The sequence below is a fragment of the Streptomyces caniscabiei genome (assembly GCF_014930365.1).
Classification (GTDB): Bacteria; Actinomycetota; Actinomycetes; order Streptomycetales; family Streptomycetaceae; genus Streptomyces; species Streptomyces caniscabiei.
The window spans coordinates 145978-160286 of the sequence record NZ_JABXWI010000007.1 but is presented as its reverse complement, the minus strand read 5'-3'; the positions used below and the strand labels follow the sequence as shown (position 1 = coordinate 160286).

The 14309-nt window shown below is 73.6% G+C and carries 12 protein-coding genes; 9 read left to right on the top strand and 3 right to left on the bottom strand.

Annotated elements, in window-relative coordinates; translation table 11 throughout:
- From HW837_RS20670 to HW837_RS20630, 9 genes are all read left to right on the top strand, one after another.
- Positions 1–1194, top strand: coding sequence for a TrbL/VirB6 family protein (locus HW837_RS20670; RefSeq protein WP_093789496.1), 1194 nt, complete (start codon positions 1–3; stop codon positions 1192–1194).
- Positions 1195–1363: 169 nt separating this feature from the next.
- The gene (locus tag HW837_RS20665) at positions 1364–2857 is read left to right on the top strand and encodes an SCO6880 family protein (RefSeq protein ID WP_045559384.1); all 1494 of its coding nucleotides are present in this window, start codon (positions 1364–1366) and stop codon (positions 2855–2857) included.
- A complete protein-coding gene (locus tag HW837_RS20660) occupies positions 2854–4335 on the top strand; it encodes an ATP/GTP-binding protein (RefSeq protein ID WP_234442632.1) in 1482 nt (493 codons plus the stop codon). The genes HW837_RS20665 and HW837_RS20660 overlap by 4 nt, the downstream gene beginning before the upstream one ends.
- Before the next feature lie 217 nt (positions 4336–4552).
- Complete coding sequence (locus HW837_RS20655) at positions 4553–6304, top strand: type IV secretory system conjugative DNA transfer family protein (RefSeq protein WP_193380522.1); 1752 nt, start codon at positions 4553–4555, stop codon at positions 6302–6304.
- A 52-nt stretch (positions 6305–6356) separates the two neighbouring features.
- Positions 6357–6776 carry a DUF4913 domain-containing protein gene (locus tag HW837_RS20650; RefSeq protein ID WP_078853632.1) on the top strand — a complete coding sequence of 140 codons (420 nt, stop codon included), beginning with the start codon at positions 6357–6359 and terminating at the stop codon, positions 6774–6776.
- 139 nt (positions 6777–6915) lie between these two features.
- Positions 6916–7374, top strand: coding sequence for a hypothetical protein (locus HW837_RS20645; protein WP_045559382.1), 459 nt, complete (start codon positions 6916–6918; stop codon positions 7372–7374).
- 7 nt (positions 7375–7381) lie between these two features.
- Positions 7382–8677, top strand: coding sequence for a tetrahydrofolate dehydrogenase/cyclohydrolase catalytic domain-containing protein (locus tag HW837_RS20640; RefSeq protein ID WP_052682948.1), 1296 nt, complete (start codon positions 7382–7384; stop codon positions 8675–8677).
- A gap of 182 nt (positions 8678–8859) precedes the next feature.
- Positions 8860–10035 (top strand): amidase, encoded by a 1176-nt coding sequence (locus tag HW837_RS20635; RefSeq protein ID WP_313895556.1) that lies wholly within the window; start codon positions 8860–8862, stop codon positions 10033–10035.
- Positions 10032–10601 (top strand): NUDIX domain-containing protein, encoded by a 570-nt coding sequence (locus HW837_RS20630; protein ID WP_045559380.1) that lies wholly within the window; start codon positions 10032–10034, stop codon positions 10599–10601. Before HW837_RS20635 ends, HW837_RS20630 begins: the two co-directional genes overlap by 4 nt.
- 75 nt (positions 10602–10676) lie before the next feature.
- Here the strand turns inward: HW837_RS20630 and HW837_RS20625 are convergent, their stop codons facing one another.
- From HW837_RS20625 to HW837_RS20615, 3 genes are all read right to left on the bottom strand, one after another.
- Positions 10677–11642, bottom strand: coding sequence for an ABC transporter permease (locus HW837_RS20625; protein WP_045559379.1), 966 nt, complete (start codon positions 11640–11642; stop codon positions 10677–10679).
- Complete coding sequence (locus HW837_RS20620) at positions 11629–12576, bottom strand: ABC transporter ATP-binding protein (RefSeq protein WP_193380520.1); 948 nt, start codon at positions 12574–12576, stop codon at positions 11629–11631. The genes HW837_RS20625 and HW837_RS20620 overlap by 14 nt, the downstream gene beginning before the upstream one ends.
- A gap of 241 nt (positions 12577–12817) precedes the next feature.
- The gene (locus HW837_RS20615) at positions 12818–14173 is read right to left on the bottom strand and encodes a LolA family protein (RefSeq protein WP_193380519.1); all 1356 of its coding nucleotides are present in this window, start codon (positions 14171–14173) and stop codon (positions 12818–12820) included.
- Positions 14174–14309: the final 136 nt, after the last annotated feature.

The window sequence follows — 14309 nt, the reverse complement described above, 5'->3', positions numbered from 1 at the left end:
ATGGCCTGCTCCTGGAAGCTCTACGACTGTGTCATCGAAGAGGGCGGCAAGCAGTTCACCGAGGGTGCCGTGGTCGTCTTCGCCAAGGCGATCGGCGACGGCGCGGCGGAGGTGCTCAAGGCGCTCAACGGCGTCTGGCTGAACATCGACGTGGAGGACCCGGCGGGGAACGGCGGCGGCCACGGCCAGGCGGCCGCGGGCAGCGCCATCGGGCAGATCACCGCGGAGGTCAACTGGATCGTCGCCTATGTGGCGGTGGCCTCGTTGCTGCTGGCCGCGATCCGGATGGCCGTGGACCGCAAGGGCCAGTCGATGCGACAGGCGTTCATGGGGATGTGGAAGGTCATCCTCGTCGGCGCGGCCTCCGTACCCGTGGTCACCGCTCTGATGAAGGCGTCGGACGCGTACGCCAAGGACGTGTACGCGCGATCGAATCTGGGTGACAAGGCCACCGAGATGCTGGGCGTGCTGACGCTCAACCAGCCCGGTCTGGTGCTGATCTTCGGTCTGCTGGTGATGCTGTCGAGTTTCGTGCAGATCGTGCTGATGTACATCCGCATCGGTGTGCTGATCATGCTGGTCGGCACGCTGCCGCTGGCCGCCGCCTCCTCGATGACCGGGTGGGGCGAGGGCTGGTGGAAGAAGCACATCGGCTGGCTCGCGGCCTGGCTGCTCTACAAGCCGGCGGCGGCCCTGATCATCTACTCGGCCACCTCGATGACGAAGGACACCCAGAAGCTGGACCAGGTCATCGCGGGCATGGGCATGCTGATCCTGGCGGTGTTCGCCCTGCCCGCCCTGCTCAAGCTGATCGTCCCGGCCACGGCCGCCCTCGGCGGCACCTCGGGCGGCACGGTCGCCATGGGCGTCGCCAACAACATGGCCTCCGGCGCGGTCAGCATCGCCGGCAGTGCCGTCGGCGCGGCCGGTCAGTCGGGCGGGGGCGGAGGAGGCGGTTCCACGGGCCCCCAGGGCTCGCCCTCCTCCGGCGCGGGCTCCTCGGCGGGCGCCGGCGCGGGCGGTGCCGGTGGCGCCGGCGCGGCGGCCGGTACCGCCGCCGCGGGAGCGGCCACGGCGGGCGCGGCCGTCGCGGTCCAGGCCGCCGCGGTCGTCGTCCAGACCGGTATGCAGGCGGCCTCCGAGATCGCGGGCTCCCTGGACGACAACGACGGCATGAAGGGCCACAACCAGTAGGCCCAGCCCTGGAGAAGAAGGGCCGCAGGCCCTTCTTCTCCAGGGGCGCGGGGAACTGCGCGAGAAGCCCCACGCACCCGCAGCCGCGATCCGACCCAGGCCACCCGAGCTCGTAGGCACGCAAGACCCAGCGAACTCAGCCGGAACATCAGCCGGAAGAAGGAACCCCATGTCCACCGACGCCCTCACGCGTCCCACCTACGGAAACTGGCGCCGCCCCCGCCGCCCCGGCCTCGGCCCCCTCGGCCTCCTCGGCACCGTCGTGGCCTTCGGCGGACTGCTGGTCGCCCTGCTCGCCTCGCTGGTCTCGCTGCTGGCCGCGGTCCTCGTCCTCATCCCCCTCGGCCTCTTCCTCGCGCCGCTCGCGCTGCGCACGGTGGACGGCCGCAACATCTACCAGGTGGTCGCGGTGCGTATCGGTTGGCTCAGGCGCAAGGCGAACGGCTCCACGACGTATGTCTCCGGCCCCCTCTCCAAGCGTCCCGGCGGCCGCTACCAGCCGCCCGGTCTGCTGGCCCGCACCAAGATGTACGAGGGCCGGGACGCCTACAACCGCGCCTTCGGCGTGATCCACCACCCGGGCCGCAACCTGTGCACGGTGGTCCTGGCCTGCGAGCCGGACGGCGGTTCGCTGGTCGACCCCGAGCAGGTCGACATCTGGGTGGCGTCCTGGGGCGACTGGCTCTCCCGGCTCTCGCACGAGCCGGGGCTGCGCGGCGCCCAGGTCGTCGTGGAGACCGCGCCGGACACCGGGACGCGGCTGGCGGCCGAGGTGCTGCCGCGCATCGCGCCGGACGCGCCGGCGGCGGCCCGCGCCGTGATGGAGGAGGTCGTCGCGCGCTACCCGTCCGCCTCCTCCGAGATGCACACGTACATCGCGCTCACCTACGGCCCCACCGGCGGCCCCAAGCGGGACGTCCAGGACGTCGTCACCGACCTGTCCATGCGCCTGCCGGGCCTGCTGTCGGGCCTGGTCGCGGCCGGCGGCGGCTCCGCCTACCCGCTCTCCGCCGACCGGCTCGCGGAGATCGTCCGGGTGGCGTACGACCCCGCCGTCGCCCCCGACGTGCTGAGCGCGCGGGCCGAACAGACGACCACGGGCCTCGACTGGGCGGACGCGGGCCCGGCGGCGGCCGTGGAGTCGGTGCAGTCGTACAAGCACGACTCGGGGGTCTCGCGGACGTGGATGCTGACGCTGGCGCCGCGCGGCACCGTCCGCTCCAGCGTGCTGCGGGGCCTGCTGGAGCCCGCGGCGGGCACCCGCCGCAAGCGGGTCTCGCTGGTCTACCGCCCGATCGACCCGGCGACCTCCGCCCGCATCGTCGAGGCCGACCGGCGTGCCGCGCACTTCATGGCGGGCTCCAAGCGGGGCCTGGTGCAGGCGCGGGCCAGTTCCGAGATGCAGGCGGCCGAGCAGACGGCGGCCGAGGAGGCGGCGGGCGCCGGGCTCGTGGAGTTCTCGCTGATGGTGACGGTCACCGTGGACGACGAGGAGCAGCTGCCGGACGCGGCGATCACCGTACGCAACCTCCAGGCGTCCTCCCGCATCCTGATGCGGCCCGCCGACCGTATGCAGGCCTCCGCGTTCACCTGCACGCTCCCCGTCGGCCTGCTGCCGTGGGAGCACACCCTCGTTCCGTACCAGATCCGGGAGGCGCTGTGAGCAAGCGCGCTACAGCCGTACGTCCGCAGACCGCACCCCCTCGTGGGTGGTTCGGCCCCGGCGGGGGGCAGGTCGGGCATGTCGATCCGCCCGCGCTGTGGCGGGCCACGACGGTCCAGGCATGCGGCCTGTGGCCCTTCGCGGCGGGCTCCGGCGCCCCCATGACGGGCGTGCCGCTCGGCCAGCACCTGCACACGGGAGCCACGGTCTGCGGCGACCCCATCTCCTGGTTCACCCGCGCCCGTTACATCTCCAACCCGTCCCTGTTCATGCTGGGCATGCCGGGCCTCGGCAAGTCCACGCTGGTCAACCGCATGCTGATCGGCATGGCGGCCACCGGCATCACCCCGCTGGTCCTCGGCGACCTCAAGCCCGACTACGCCGACACCGTCCGGGCGCTCGGCGGTCAGGTGATCTCCATCGGGCGCGGGGTCGGCGGCATCAACGTCCTCGACCCGGGCGCGATGGGCGAGGCGGCGCTGCGGATCGGCGGCGAGCGGGGCCGGATCCTGGCGGCGGAGGCGCACGGCCGGGTGCTGAACATGGTCGCGGCGCTCATCACCATCGTCCGGGGCCGCCCGATGGACGACCACGAGCAGTCGGTGCTGTCGGCGTGCCTGCACCACCTGACGGAACGCGCGAAGCCGGGGCGGGCGCCGCTCCTGCCCGACCTGCTGAAGGTGCTGGACGAGGGTCCTGACCGGGTGCGCGCGGTGACCCTCGACCGGGGTGACGTGGCGCGCTACCAGGAGGCGGTGGACCCGCTGCACCGCTCCCTGCTCGGTGTGCTGGACGGCCCGCTCGGCGACACCTTCGCCTCCGAGACCTCCACCCGGATCGACCCGGCCTCGCCCGCGGTCTGCGTCGACATCTCCCGGATCGGCGAGGCGGACACGCAGCTCACGGCGGCGGCGATGCTGGCGGCGTGGTCGGACGGCCTCGGCACGGTCGCGGCGGCCCACGCGCTCGCCGACGCGGGGCTCGCGCCGCAGCGCTGGTTCTTCACGGTCCTCGACGAGCTGTGGCGTCCCCTGCGGGCCGCCTCCGGCATCGTCGAGCGCATCGACGCGCTCACCCGCCTCAACCGGTCCCTCGGCCTCGGCGACGCGAAGATCACGCACACGCTGAAGGACGCGGAGGCGCTGGGCAGCGAGGCGGACCGGGCGAAGGCGCGCGGGTTCGTGGAGCGGGCCGGGATGGTGGTGTGCGCGGGCCTTCCCCGTACGGAGATGAGGGAGCTCGGCGAGATCGTCGGTCTGTCGGAGCGGGAGATCGACCTGGTGTCGTCGTGGTCGTCGCCGCCGGGCTGGGCCAGCACCGGGGGGAACGAGGAGCCGCCGGGGCGGGGGCGGTTCCTGATCAAGGTCGGAGGGCGGCCCGGGATTCCGATCAAGGTGTCGATCACGGACACGGAGCGGGAGCTGCACAACACGAACACGCGGTGGACGCCGTCGCTGGTGAAGGCCGGGCGCCTATGAGCTCGGGGGTGCGGGTTCGTGGGCGGGTGCGGGTGGTTCGTGGTTGCCCGCGCAGTTCCCCGCGCCCCTGAGAAGCAGGGGCTGCGCCCCGTGCTTTTCGGCCCGAAAGGGCCGTAGGCCCTTAAGGGGCGCGGGGAACTGCGCGAGAAGCCCCACCGGGCCCGCACCCGACAACGCACCGCACGAAGGCTCAGTCAACTCACCGGGGGAAGCAGAGATGGCCACACGCAAGCAACCGCACACCACCAGCGACGACCTCCTGCCCTGGGTCATCCCCGGCACCGCCCTGCTCGTCGGCATCCTCTTCCTCACCGCCTGGCTCGGCGGCACCCTCGCCGCCGCCCTCACCGGTGCCGGCTGGGACCCACCGCCTTTCACCCTCACCACCCTCAAGACCCTCGTCACCGACGGCCCCGCGGCCATCTGGCCCAGCACCTCCTCCGGCACCCTCGGCGCCGGCATGGGCGCAGTCCTCGGCGCCGCCCTCGCCCTGCTCATCACCCCCGTCGTCCTGCTCCGCCGCCGCGGCAGGAGCCCCGGCGGCCTGGCCGGCCGCCGGGAACTGTCCACCCTCCTCCCCAAGGGCGCCGCCGCCCGCGCCCGCCAGCTCCGCCCGTCCCTCCCCAGGTCCGGCAAACTCCCCCCGGACGACACCGGCAACCTCCTCGGCAACCTGGAACCCGGCGGCCCCGAACTCCGCAGCAGCCACGAGGACGTGGAGCTGGACCTGATGGCACCGCGGGCCGGCAAGTCCACCGGTATCGCCGTCCCCCGTGTGCTGCGCGCCCGCGGCAGCGTGCTCCTGACGTCGAACAAGGCGGACGTCTACAGCGTGACCCGGGCGGAACGCGAACGCGTGGGCACGGTCTGGACGTTCGACCCGCAGGGCATCGCGCACACCCCGCGCGGCCTGTGGTGGGACATGCTCGCCGACGCCGCCACCATCGAGGGCGCCCGCCGTCTGGCCGGCCACTTCGTCGGCGCCGTCAACGACGACGCCTCCAAGCGGGACTTCTGGATCTCGGCGGCCCAGAACACGCTCACCGCGCTCCTCCACGCCGCCAACCGGGGCGGGCGGCAGGTCGGCGAGGTGCTGTCCTGGCTCGCGGACCCGGCCGACCGTACGCCCGTCGACCTGCTCCGCGACGCGGGCATGACGGCCCTCGCCGACCAGCTCCAGGGCACCGTCCAGGGCGCCGTGGAGACCCGCGACGGCATCTACGAGACGGCCCGCCAGTGCGTGGCGTGCCTGCTCGACCCGACGATCGCGGCCTGGGTGAGCCCGGACCCGGAGCTGCCGCAGTTCCTGCCCGAACGTCATGTGCTGTCCGCCGACACGCTCTACCTCCTCTCCAAGGACGGCGGCGGCTCGGCGGCCGGTGTCATCGCCGCGTGCGCCGACTCCGTCCTGCGCGCGGGAGTGGTGGCCGCCGAGCGGATGGGCGGCCGGCTGGACCCGCCGATGACGGCGGTGCTGGACGAGGCCGCCAACGTCTGCCGGATCTCCGACCTGCCCGACCTCTACTCCCACTTCGGCTCGCGCGGCATCAACGTCGTGACCCTGCTCCAGAGTTACCGCCAGGGCACCCGGGTGTGGGGCGGGGCCGGGATGGACGCGCTGTGGGGCGCCGCGACCATCAAGCTGCTCGGCGCGGGCCTCGACGACGCGGACTTCGTCGAGAAGGTCTCACGGCTGGTCGGCGAGCACGACGTGTCCACGGTGAGCTACTCCCGCGGCAAGGGCGGACGGTCCCGCTCCACCTCCTACCGCCTGGAACGCATCCTGCCCGCCGACCGCATCCGCGCCCTGCCCAAGGGCACCGCCCTCCTCCTCGCCACCGGCGTCAGGCCCGCCCTGGTCCGCCTGCGCCCCTGGTACGCCGAACCCGGCGCCGACCGCATCGCGCTGGCGGCCCAGGCCGAGGTCAGGGCCATCACGGCGAGGGCGACGGAACGGATCACCCGATGAGGCCGCACGCGTTGCGGCGTGTTCCGGAGAAGCTCTGTGAAGGGAGCAGTCGATGACCACCACCACCGTCGAACAGCACAGTCCGGAACAGCCGCTCACCGCCGTGGGGCCGCCGTTCATCCTCTACCTCGACGGCGCCGAGTACGCCGAGGAGATGGGGGGCCTGGCCGTCTGGGTCGCGGATCTGCTGCTCCCGGTCTACGGCCGCGAGGTCACCTCGCAGCAGCCCTGGTGCCCGCGCTGGTGGGAGCACCTGGAGGCGGTGGCCCGGCTGCACGCCCTGTGGCTGGCCTGGCAGGAGCTCACCGACCCGACGGCGGGCCCGACGGGTCCGGCGGTGTGGCACCGCGACCACCTCGGGCCGGTCATGGCCGAACTGCGCTCCCCCGGCGGCCCGTTCGCGGGCTGCAAGGCGGGCGGCCACCGCGCGAAGCAACCGCCGGCCGTGGAGCCGTACGGGACGGAGAACTGAGCGGGGGCGGCGGACGGGCAGGGGGCCCGCCTCGGGGCGAGCCCTCATACCCTGAACCGACGCGCAGCCGATCACAAGGCGGCCACCAGCGGAAACGGACCGGGAGCGGTCGGCGTCCGCGGCCGACGGGAGAGACAACATGGACAACTCGACCCTGCAGTACTTCGAGGACGTCGTCGACTGGCGCCACCGCCGGGCGGGGCGCGCGCACACACTCGTCCGGGCCATGCGTTCCACCGTCACCGGCCGCGTCGTCGCGGTGGTGTCGGAGCTGGCGAGCAACCCCGACGACCGGGGCATCACCGACGACTTCGGCAGCGTCGCGGACGCCGTCCTGCCCGCGCTGCGGCGGGCGTTCGGCGCGGAGCCGGTGGAGGTCTTCTGGATCGCCCACTTCGGGGCGTTCTCGTACCACGACCCGACCGGGCCGGAGTCCTTCACCCTGATCACCCTCACGGCGGGCCCCGACGGGCACACCGACGACCTCACGGGCGACCGGACGTTCACCGCGCGGGACGTGGAGGAACTCCTGGGCCACGGGCTCGAACCCGTCCCCCAGGTACTCGCCCGCATCGACCACGAAGCGACACGGGGGTGAGCCGACGATGACCGAGCAGGTATCGGGACGGGACGTACTGCGGCAGGCCAAGGACCTGTACGCCCCCTACCGGGACGCCGTGGCCCCGACGGGACAGCGGGTGACGATCATCCGCTTCCAGCCCGCGGAGAACGATCCGCCCGAGTGGAAGGCGAAGCTGGAGGCGTCGAAGGTCTCCGCCGAGCAGAAGGTGAAGAGCTTCGAGCACCTGGGCTTCGAGGCGAACCACGTGGTGATGCCGCCCGGCACGACGCGTGCGCAGTTCGCGGCGGTGCTGGAGCAGGCCAACCAGGATCCGGCGACCCGGGCGATCATCGTGCAGTTCCCGCCGCCTGCCGAACTCCAGCCGCTGGTGCAGCGCATGGATCCCGCCAAGGACATCGACGCGCTCACCAAGGGCCGTTCCCCGTACACCGCGTGCGCCACGGCCGAGGGGATCTGCCGGGTCGTGGAGCCGTTCGCCCAGGACGACCCGGTGATCGCGGTCGTCGGCAGCAGGGGGTTCGTCGGGCAGGGCGTCGTCGGCACCCTGCGCGAGCAGGGGCACCGGCTGATGGAGCTCGACGCCGGGGACGACCTGGGGCGGGTACGTGACGCCGACATCGTCGTCTCCGTCACCGGCAGCCCCGGCATCCTCGGCCCCGACCACCTGCGGCCCCATCACCGGCTCGTCGTCGACTCCGGGTTCGTCCCGCAGGCGGACGGCACCGTGCGGGGTGACGTCCAGCAGGCGGCGTACGACATCCCGCAGCACCTCACGCCGGTGCCCGGGGGCATCGGCCCGGTCGAGATGGCCACCCTCATGGAGCGCGTCGTGCGCCGCGAGGTGGACCCGAACGCGCCGTCCTGGCACGTCGAGCCACGCCCCTACCTGACGAAGGAACAACTCGCCGCCCAGCAGGCGCCGGAGGGGGCACGGGCCGCGATGGCCTCGACGCGGGCCGCGTCGACGCCACCGGGGGCGGAGGAGGGGCGCGCGCGGGAGGCGGGGCAGCAGCCCGGGCCCGGGCCCGGGCAGGGACCGGCGAGTCTCCAGGCGGCGGCCGGGCAGCGGTCGTCGACCGGTCCGGGGGTACCTGGGGTGCCGGGGCAGCAGGGCCAGGCCACCGGCAATCCGGTCGCGGACGCGGCGAAGCGCCGTACCGGCGGGATGAGCGGAGGGGTCGGCGGGGCCGGCGGGGTCACCCCCGGCACCACAGGACCCACACCGGCGCCGTCCCGCCCCCACGCCCCCGCACCACCGAAGCCGCAGCTGCCGCCGACACCGGGCGGACCGGGCGGACCGGGCGGACCGAGCCGCTGAGAGCGGACCGCGAGGACGCCCGAGAGCCCCCGTCAGCCCACCGACGCCCCCGGAAGACCATGGAACCGCGCACCCCACGACACCCGGATTCACCACCGCACCCGGATGCCCTTACGCCCACTCCCCCCACCCCCCTCCCCGCGACGCCACTCCCGCCCGGCGGGCTCCCTTCCCTCTCCGCCGTGCGGGTCGCCGCCGGGGTGCGGGCCGGTGAGGTGCGGGCCGTTGATGTCGTCGCGGCCGCGCTCGTGCGTATCGAGCGGGCCGAGCCGACGCTGTGCGCGTTCGTGGAGGTGTGGGCGGAGGAGGCCCTGCGGCGGGCCGGGGACGTGGACGCGCGGGTCGCGGCGGGCGAGTGGTTGCCGTTGGCCGGGGTGCCGATCGGGGTGAAGGGGCGGACCGGACTCCGTACGGCGGCGGCACGCGCGCTGGTCGCCGCCGGGTGCGTCCCCGTGGGCGCGACCTCGGTGCCCGGCCGCGGCACCCCCTGGCAGACCTGGGGGCTCGGAGCCCACGGCCGGACCGTCAACCCCTGGCGTGCGGACCGGACGCCGGGCGGCTCCTCCGCCGGGTCCGCGGCGGCGGTGGCGGCGGGCCTCGTACCGATGGCGACCGGGACGGACGGCGCCGGGTCGGTGCGGATCCCGGCTGCGTGGTGCGGTGTCGTCGGCCTGAAGACCACCAACGGGCGGCTGCCGTCCGCCGACCGCACGGGCCTCGCGGCGGCCGGCGTCCTCACCAGCCACGCCTCGGACGCGGCGGCGTACTGGCGGTGCGTGGCGGGCGAGGGAGGCGAGACGAGCGAGGGCCCACGCCCTCCCCTCACCGCTGTCTGGTCGGCCGACCTCGGTTTCGCCGACACCGACGCCGAGCCCGCCTCGATCGCCCGTGCCGCCGCGCTCCGCCTCGAAGACACGGGGCTCGTACGGCTCGTACGGCACCGGCGCCAGGACGACCCCGTACGCCTGGAGGACCCGGCAGCGGCCTGGCTCGCCCTCCGCGGGGCCCCGGACGCCGACCCGGCGGCCGTGCGGGCGGCCAGGGAACTCCGCGCCGGGAACGACCGGCGGCTCGCCGCGCTCTTCGCCGAGGCCGACCTGATCCTGACCCCCACCACGCCCAACGCCCCGCACGGCCACGACGGGCCGGGCGAGCGCTACTCCACGGCGCTCACCTGGGCGTTCAACCTCAGTGGCCACCCGGCCCTGAGCGTCCCGGCCGGCTTCGACGCCGACGGCTGCCCGGTCGGCCTCCAACTGGTGGCCCGGCACGGCGAGGAGGCGGCGCTCCTGCGTACCGCGTGCGCCGCCGAGGCCGCCCGGACGCACCGCGAACCAGAGAGCGAGGACCCGGCATGAGATGGACCGTCCACGGTGAACGCACGATCCACGACACCCCCTGGGTGCGGCTGCGGTCGCTGGACGTCGAGCGGCCCGACGGGACGCGCGGCGACCACCACGTCGTCCGGCTGCGGGACCTCGCGGTCACGGCGGCCGTCGACGACCGGCGCCGGGTCCTGATGATGTGGCGCCACCGCTTCGTCACGGACACCTGGGCGTGGGAGCTGCCCATGGGCCTGGTCGAGGACGGGGAGTCGCCCGAGGAGGCGGCGGCGCGGGAGCTGGAGGAGGAGACGGGGTGGCGGCCGGGGTCGCTGCGGGAACTGGTGTACGCACAGCCGGCGGCCGGCATCACCGACACCCAGCACTTCGTCTTCCGTACGGACGACGCCCGGCGGATCGGCGCGCCGACGGAACTCAACGAGTCCGACCGGGTGGAGTGGATCCCGCTCACCGCGATCCCCGGCATGATCGCCCGCCGGGAGATCGTCAGCGGCGCGACCCTCGTCGGGGTGATGGCCCTGCTTCTGGAACCGCCCTCGCCCGCCTCCGGTGACAGCACCCCTGGCGCGGCCTCTCCCTGACTCTCCTCCACCGGAAGGCGCCCCCACCGGTGACTCCCCCACCGGAGTTCTGAGGAGTCCGCCGCCTGAGTCGCGTCAGGCGGTGATGTCCTTCGCCGTGAACCTCGCCCACGCCGCCGAGCCGAACACCGCCGCGTACACGGCCTGGAGGCCGAGGTTGCGCTGGAGGTCGTCCCAGTAGACCGGCTCGCGCATGAGGTCGGCGAAGGAGAGCCAGTAGTGGGAGAAGAAGTACGGGTGGAGGGCGTCGAGCTGGGGGATCTGGTCGAGGATCTGGACGGTGATGAGCAGCCCGACCGTGGTGGCCATCGCGGCGATCCCGCTGTCGGTGAGGGTGGAGACGAACAGCCCGAGGGCCGCCACCCCGATCAGTGACGCGGCCACCGCCAGCGCGATCAGCAGGGCCCGCAGCAGGCCCTCGGCGAAACTGATCCGCGTCCCGGAGATCGTCGTCAGGTCCCCGAGCGGGAACAGCAGCGCCCCGACCGCCAACGCGGAAGCCGCCACGACCAGGGTCGCGACCAGGCAGAACGTCATGGTCGTCGCGTACTTGGTGAGCAGCAGCCGGGTCCGGCCGGCGGGCGAGACCAGCAGATAGCGCAGGGTGCCGGCGTTCGCCTCGCCCGCGATCGCGTCCCCGGCGATCACGCCGACGGCCATCGGCAGGAAGAAGGGGAGCGTCGCCGCCAGCGCCGTGAACACCAGGAACAGACCGTTGTTGGTGATCTGCGCGATGAACGCGGGCCCGCCACCGCCGCCGCCCCCTCCGTCCGGCCCGCCGCCCATCGACGATCCGTCACCCGTCTCGATCCGCACCGCGATCCCCACGAGGACCGGTACCGCCGCGAGCACGCCCAGCAGCGCGAGGGTCCGCCACCGCCGGAAGGTCGTCACCAACTCGCTGCGGAACAGCCCGAAGGTCCACAGGAGGCCCGGCGTACGGACGGGGGCGGCCGGCGTGGGGGCGGCCGGGTGCGCGGGAGCCTCCGACAGGGCTCCCTCCGGCGTGGCCTGCGCGCCGGGTGTGTCAGCCCGCGACATCGAAACCCTCCCCCGTGAGTGCCACGAACGCGTCCTCCAGGGAGGCGCGTTCGAGGGCGAAGCCGCGGACGCGGACGCCCGCGGTGACCAGTGCGGTGTTCAGTTCGGCGAGGTCGCGGTCGGGCGGGGGCGGTTCCGCGGTCACCCGGGCTCCGTCCTCGTCCACGATCACGTCGGAGATTCCCTGCTCCTTGAGCACCCGGACCGCGTCCGCCGTGTCCGGGGTGGTGACGACCAGGCGACCGCGTGCGCCGGCGGCCAGTTCGGCCACCGGGCCCTGGGTGACGAGCCTGCCGCGGGCCATGACGGCGGCATGGGTGCACACCTGCTCGATCTCGTCGAGGAGGTGGGAGGAGAGGAAGACGGTGGTGCCGTCGGACGCCAACTCCCGTACCAGGGTGCGGATCTCACGCATCCCCTGCGGGTCGAGCCCGTTCGTCGGTTCGTCGAGGACGAGGAGCCGGCGCGGCTGGAGCAGGGCCGCCGCGAGGCCCAGCCGCTGTTTCATGCCCAGCGAGTACGCCTTCGCCTTCTTGCCGGCGGCGGCCACGAGCCCCACCCGGTCGAGGGCGGCCGCGACCCGCGTACGCCGGGTGCGCGGGTCGGCGGTCGGGTCGGCGGAGTCGTAGCGGAGCAGGTTGTCGCGGCCGGAGAGGAACCCGTAGAGAGCGGGCCCCTCGATGAGCGCGCCGACGTGCGGGAGGACGCTCCGGGCGGAGCGCGGCATGGGCCGGCCGAGGACCTCGGCCGTGCCCGAGGTCGGTTCGATCAGGCCCATCAGCATGCGGATGGTGGTGGTCTTGCCCGAGCCGTTCGGGCCGAGGAAGCCGAAGACGCTGCCGCCGGGCACGGTCAGTTCCAGGTGGTCGACGGCCACCTGTCCGCCGCGGAAGGTCTTGGTCAGCCCCTGGGTGTGGATGGCTGCGTCGCTCATGGCTCCCCTCGGGTACGGCCGATGGGCCGGGACGGCGGGCCGGCCGTCCCGGCCCACAGCCGGACGCCTCAACTCCATGTCCCGGCCCACAGCCGGACGTCGCTACTTCACCGCCCCGACCCACCGGCCGGGCGGCAACTGCCGCGCCGCCCGATCCGCCGAGACCGGCGTCACCGCTCCACCGCCCCGGCCCACCGGCCAGGCGGCGCTGTCTCACCGCCCGGCTCGGCGAACCGGCGCCCTACTTCGCCGCGTCGGCCGCCTTCACCAGGGCGTCCTTGGTGACGGCGCCCGCGTACACCGTGCCGTCGTCGGTGAAGAGGACGTTGATCAGCCGGGTCTTGAAGACCGTACCCGAGCCGAACTCGCCCTTGACCTGGTCGCCGAGGGAGTTCAGGAAGCCGTCGACCCGGGCGTCGCCGGACGACTCGCCGCCACCGGTGGGCAGGCCGCCCTCGGACCCGCCGTCGATCACGGCGATGGTGCTCCAGCCCTCGCCGATCATCTTCAGCCCGTCGAGCCCGCTCGCGAACTCCTCCTCGGAGCCCTTGGGGCCCACGGAGTCCTTGCGGTTCTCGCCGCCCTTGAACTCGCCGTTCTTGCCGGGCTCCCCGAAGACCGAGTCGCCGGAGCCGGACTCGTGGCCGCCCGCCTTCTCGGCCTCTTCGGCCTCGGTGACCTTCGCGCCCTTCGGCGGGGTGAAGTCGAACGTCGAGGCGCTCGGCTTGCCGAAGTCGACCTTCGTGAAGCCCGCGTCGACGACGGCCGCGCCGCCGCTCGCCGGGGTGAGGGTGAACTTCAGCGGCAGCCCCGTCTTGGCGTCGACGGCGATGGAGATCGCCCCGACCGTGGAACCGGACTGCTTGGGCTTGACGACCAGCTTGTACGCGTCCCGCCCGGCGACCTGCGCGGTCCCGTCGACGGTCACGGACGTGGTGTCGTCGACCGCCTTCAGGGCCTCCTCGGCGAGCTGCTGAGGCGTGGCGGGCACGTCCTCGGCGGTGTCCGGGACGTCCTTGCCGCCCTTGCCCGCGCTCTCGCCCTCCGGGCCGGCTTCGGTCGCGTGGTAGACCTCGTTCGAGGCGCTGTCGTACGCCCACAGGTCGTCGCCGTTGTGGATGACGCTGTACTCGGCCGCCTCGTCCAGCAGCGACAGCTTCTGCTTGTCGGGGCCGTCGGCGGCGATGCGCAACGTGTGGGTGCCGGTGGCCAGTTCGAGCAGCTTGGCGGAGGGGTCCGCGGTGGAACCGCCGTCGCCGCCGGGCGCGGCCTGCGCTCCCAGGCTGTCCGCCAGACCGCCCAGGTCGGGCAGACCCAGGTCCGTGGTGATCTTCACCGTGCCGGACACCTGCTGGACGTCCGACGCGGCGATCTTCTCGATGAGTTCCTGCGCGCTGATCTTCGGCAGATCGGGGTCACCGGAGCCGGCGAAGGCCGGGACGAGCCCGATGGTCGCGGCGGCCACGCCCAGCACGGTGACCGGGACGACGTACCGCGCGGCCTTGCGTCGCCGTGCCGAGCGCGCCTCCTCGGCCTCGGCCGCGAGCGCGGCCGCGTCACCGGACCGGGCGCTGTCGTCGGTTTCGTACGGTGCCATGTGTGCCTTACCTCCGTCGTCGGCGGCGGCGTCTGGTCGGAGCCGCCATTCTCACCCGAATCGGTGAGGAGTGGTGATACCCATCTGACCAAATCGGCCGGAGGGAATCGTCAGACTCCGGGCTCAACTCCGCGTA

Coding starts and splice junctions, on each gene's coding strand:
- HW837_RS20640 (WP_052682948.1), top strand. CDS start 7,382: ATGACCGAGCAGGTATCGGGACGGGACGTACTGCGGCAGGCCAAGGAC.
- HW837_RS20615 (WP_193380519.1), bottom strand. CDS start 14,173: ATGGCACCGTACGAAACCGACGACAGCGCCCGGTCCGGTGACGCGGCC.
- HW837_RS20645 (WP_045559382.1), top strand. CDS start 6,916: ATGGACAACTCGACCCTGCAGTACTTCGAGGACGTCGTCGACTGGCGC.
- HW837_RS20655 (WP_193380522.1), top strand. CDS start 4,553: ATGGCCACACGCAAGCAACCGCACACCACCAGCGACGACCTCCTGCCC.
- HW837_RS20665 (WP_045559384.1), top strand. CDS start 1,364: ATGTCCACCGACGCCCTCACGCGTCCCACCTACGGAAACTGGCGCCGC.
- HW837_RS20630 (WP_045559380.1), top strand. CDS start 10,032: ATGAGATGGACCGTCCACGGTGAACGCACGATCCACGACACCCCCTGG.
- HW837_RS20670 (WP_093789496.1), top strand. CDS start 1: ATGGCCTGCTCCTGGAAGCTCTACGACTGTGTCATCGAAGAGGGCGGC.
- HW837_RS20625 (WP_045559379.1), bottom strand. CDS start 11,642: ATGTCGCGGGCTGACACACCCGGCGCGCAGGCCACGCCGGAGGGAGCC.
- HW837_RS20650 (WP_078853632.1), top strand. CDS start 6,357: ATGACCACCACCACCGTCGAACAGCACAGTCCGGAACAGCCGCTCACC.
- HW837_RS20620 (WP_193380520.1), bottom strand. CDS start 12,576: ATGAGCGACGCAGCCATCCACACCCAGGGGCTGACCAAGACCTTCCGC.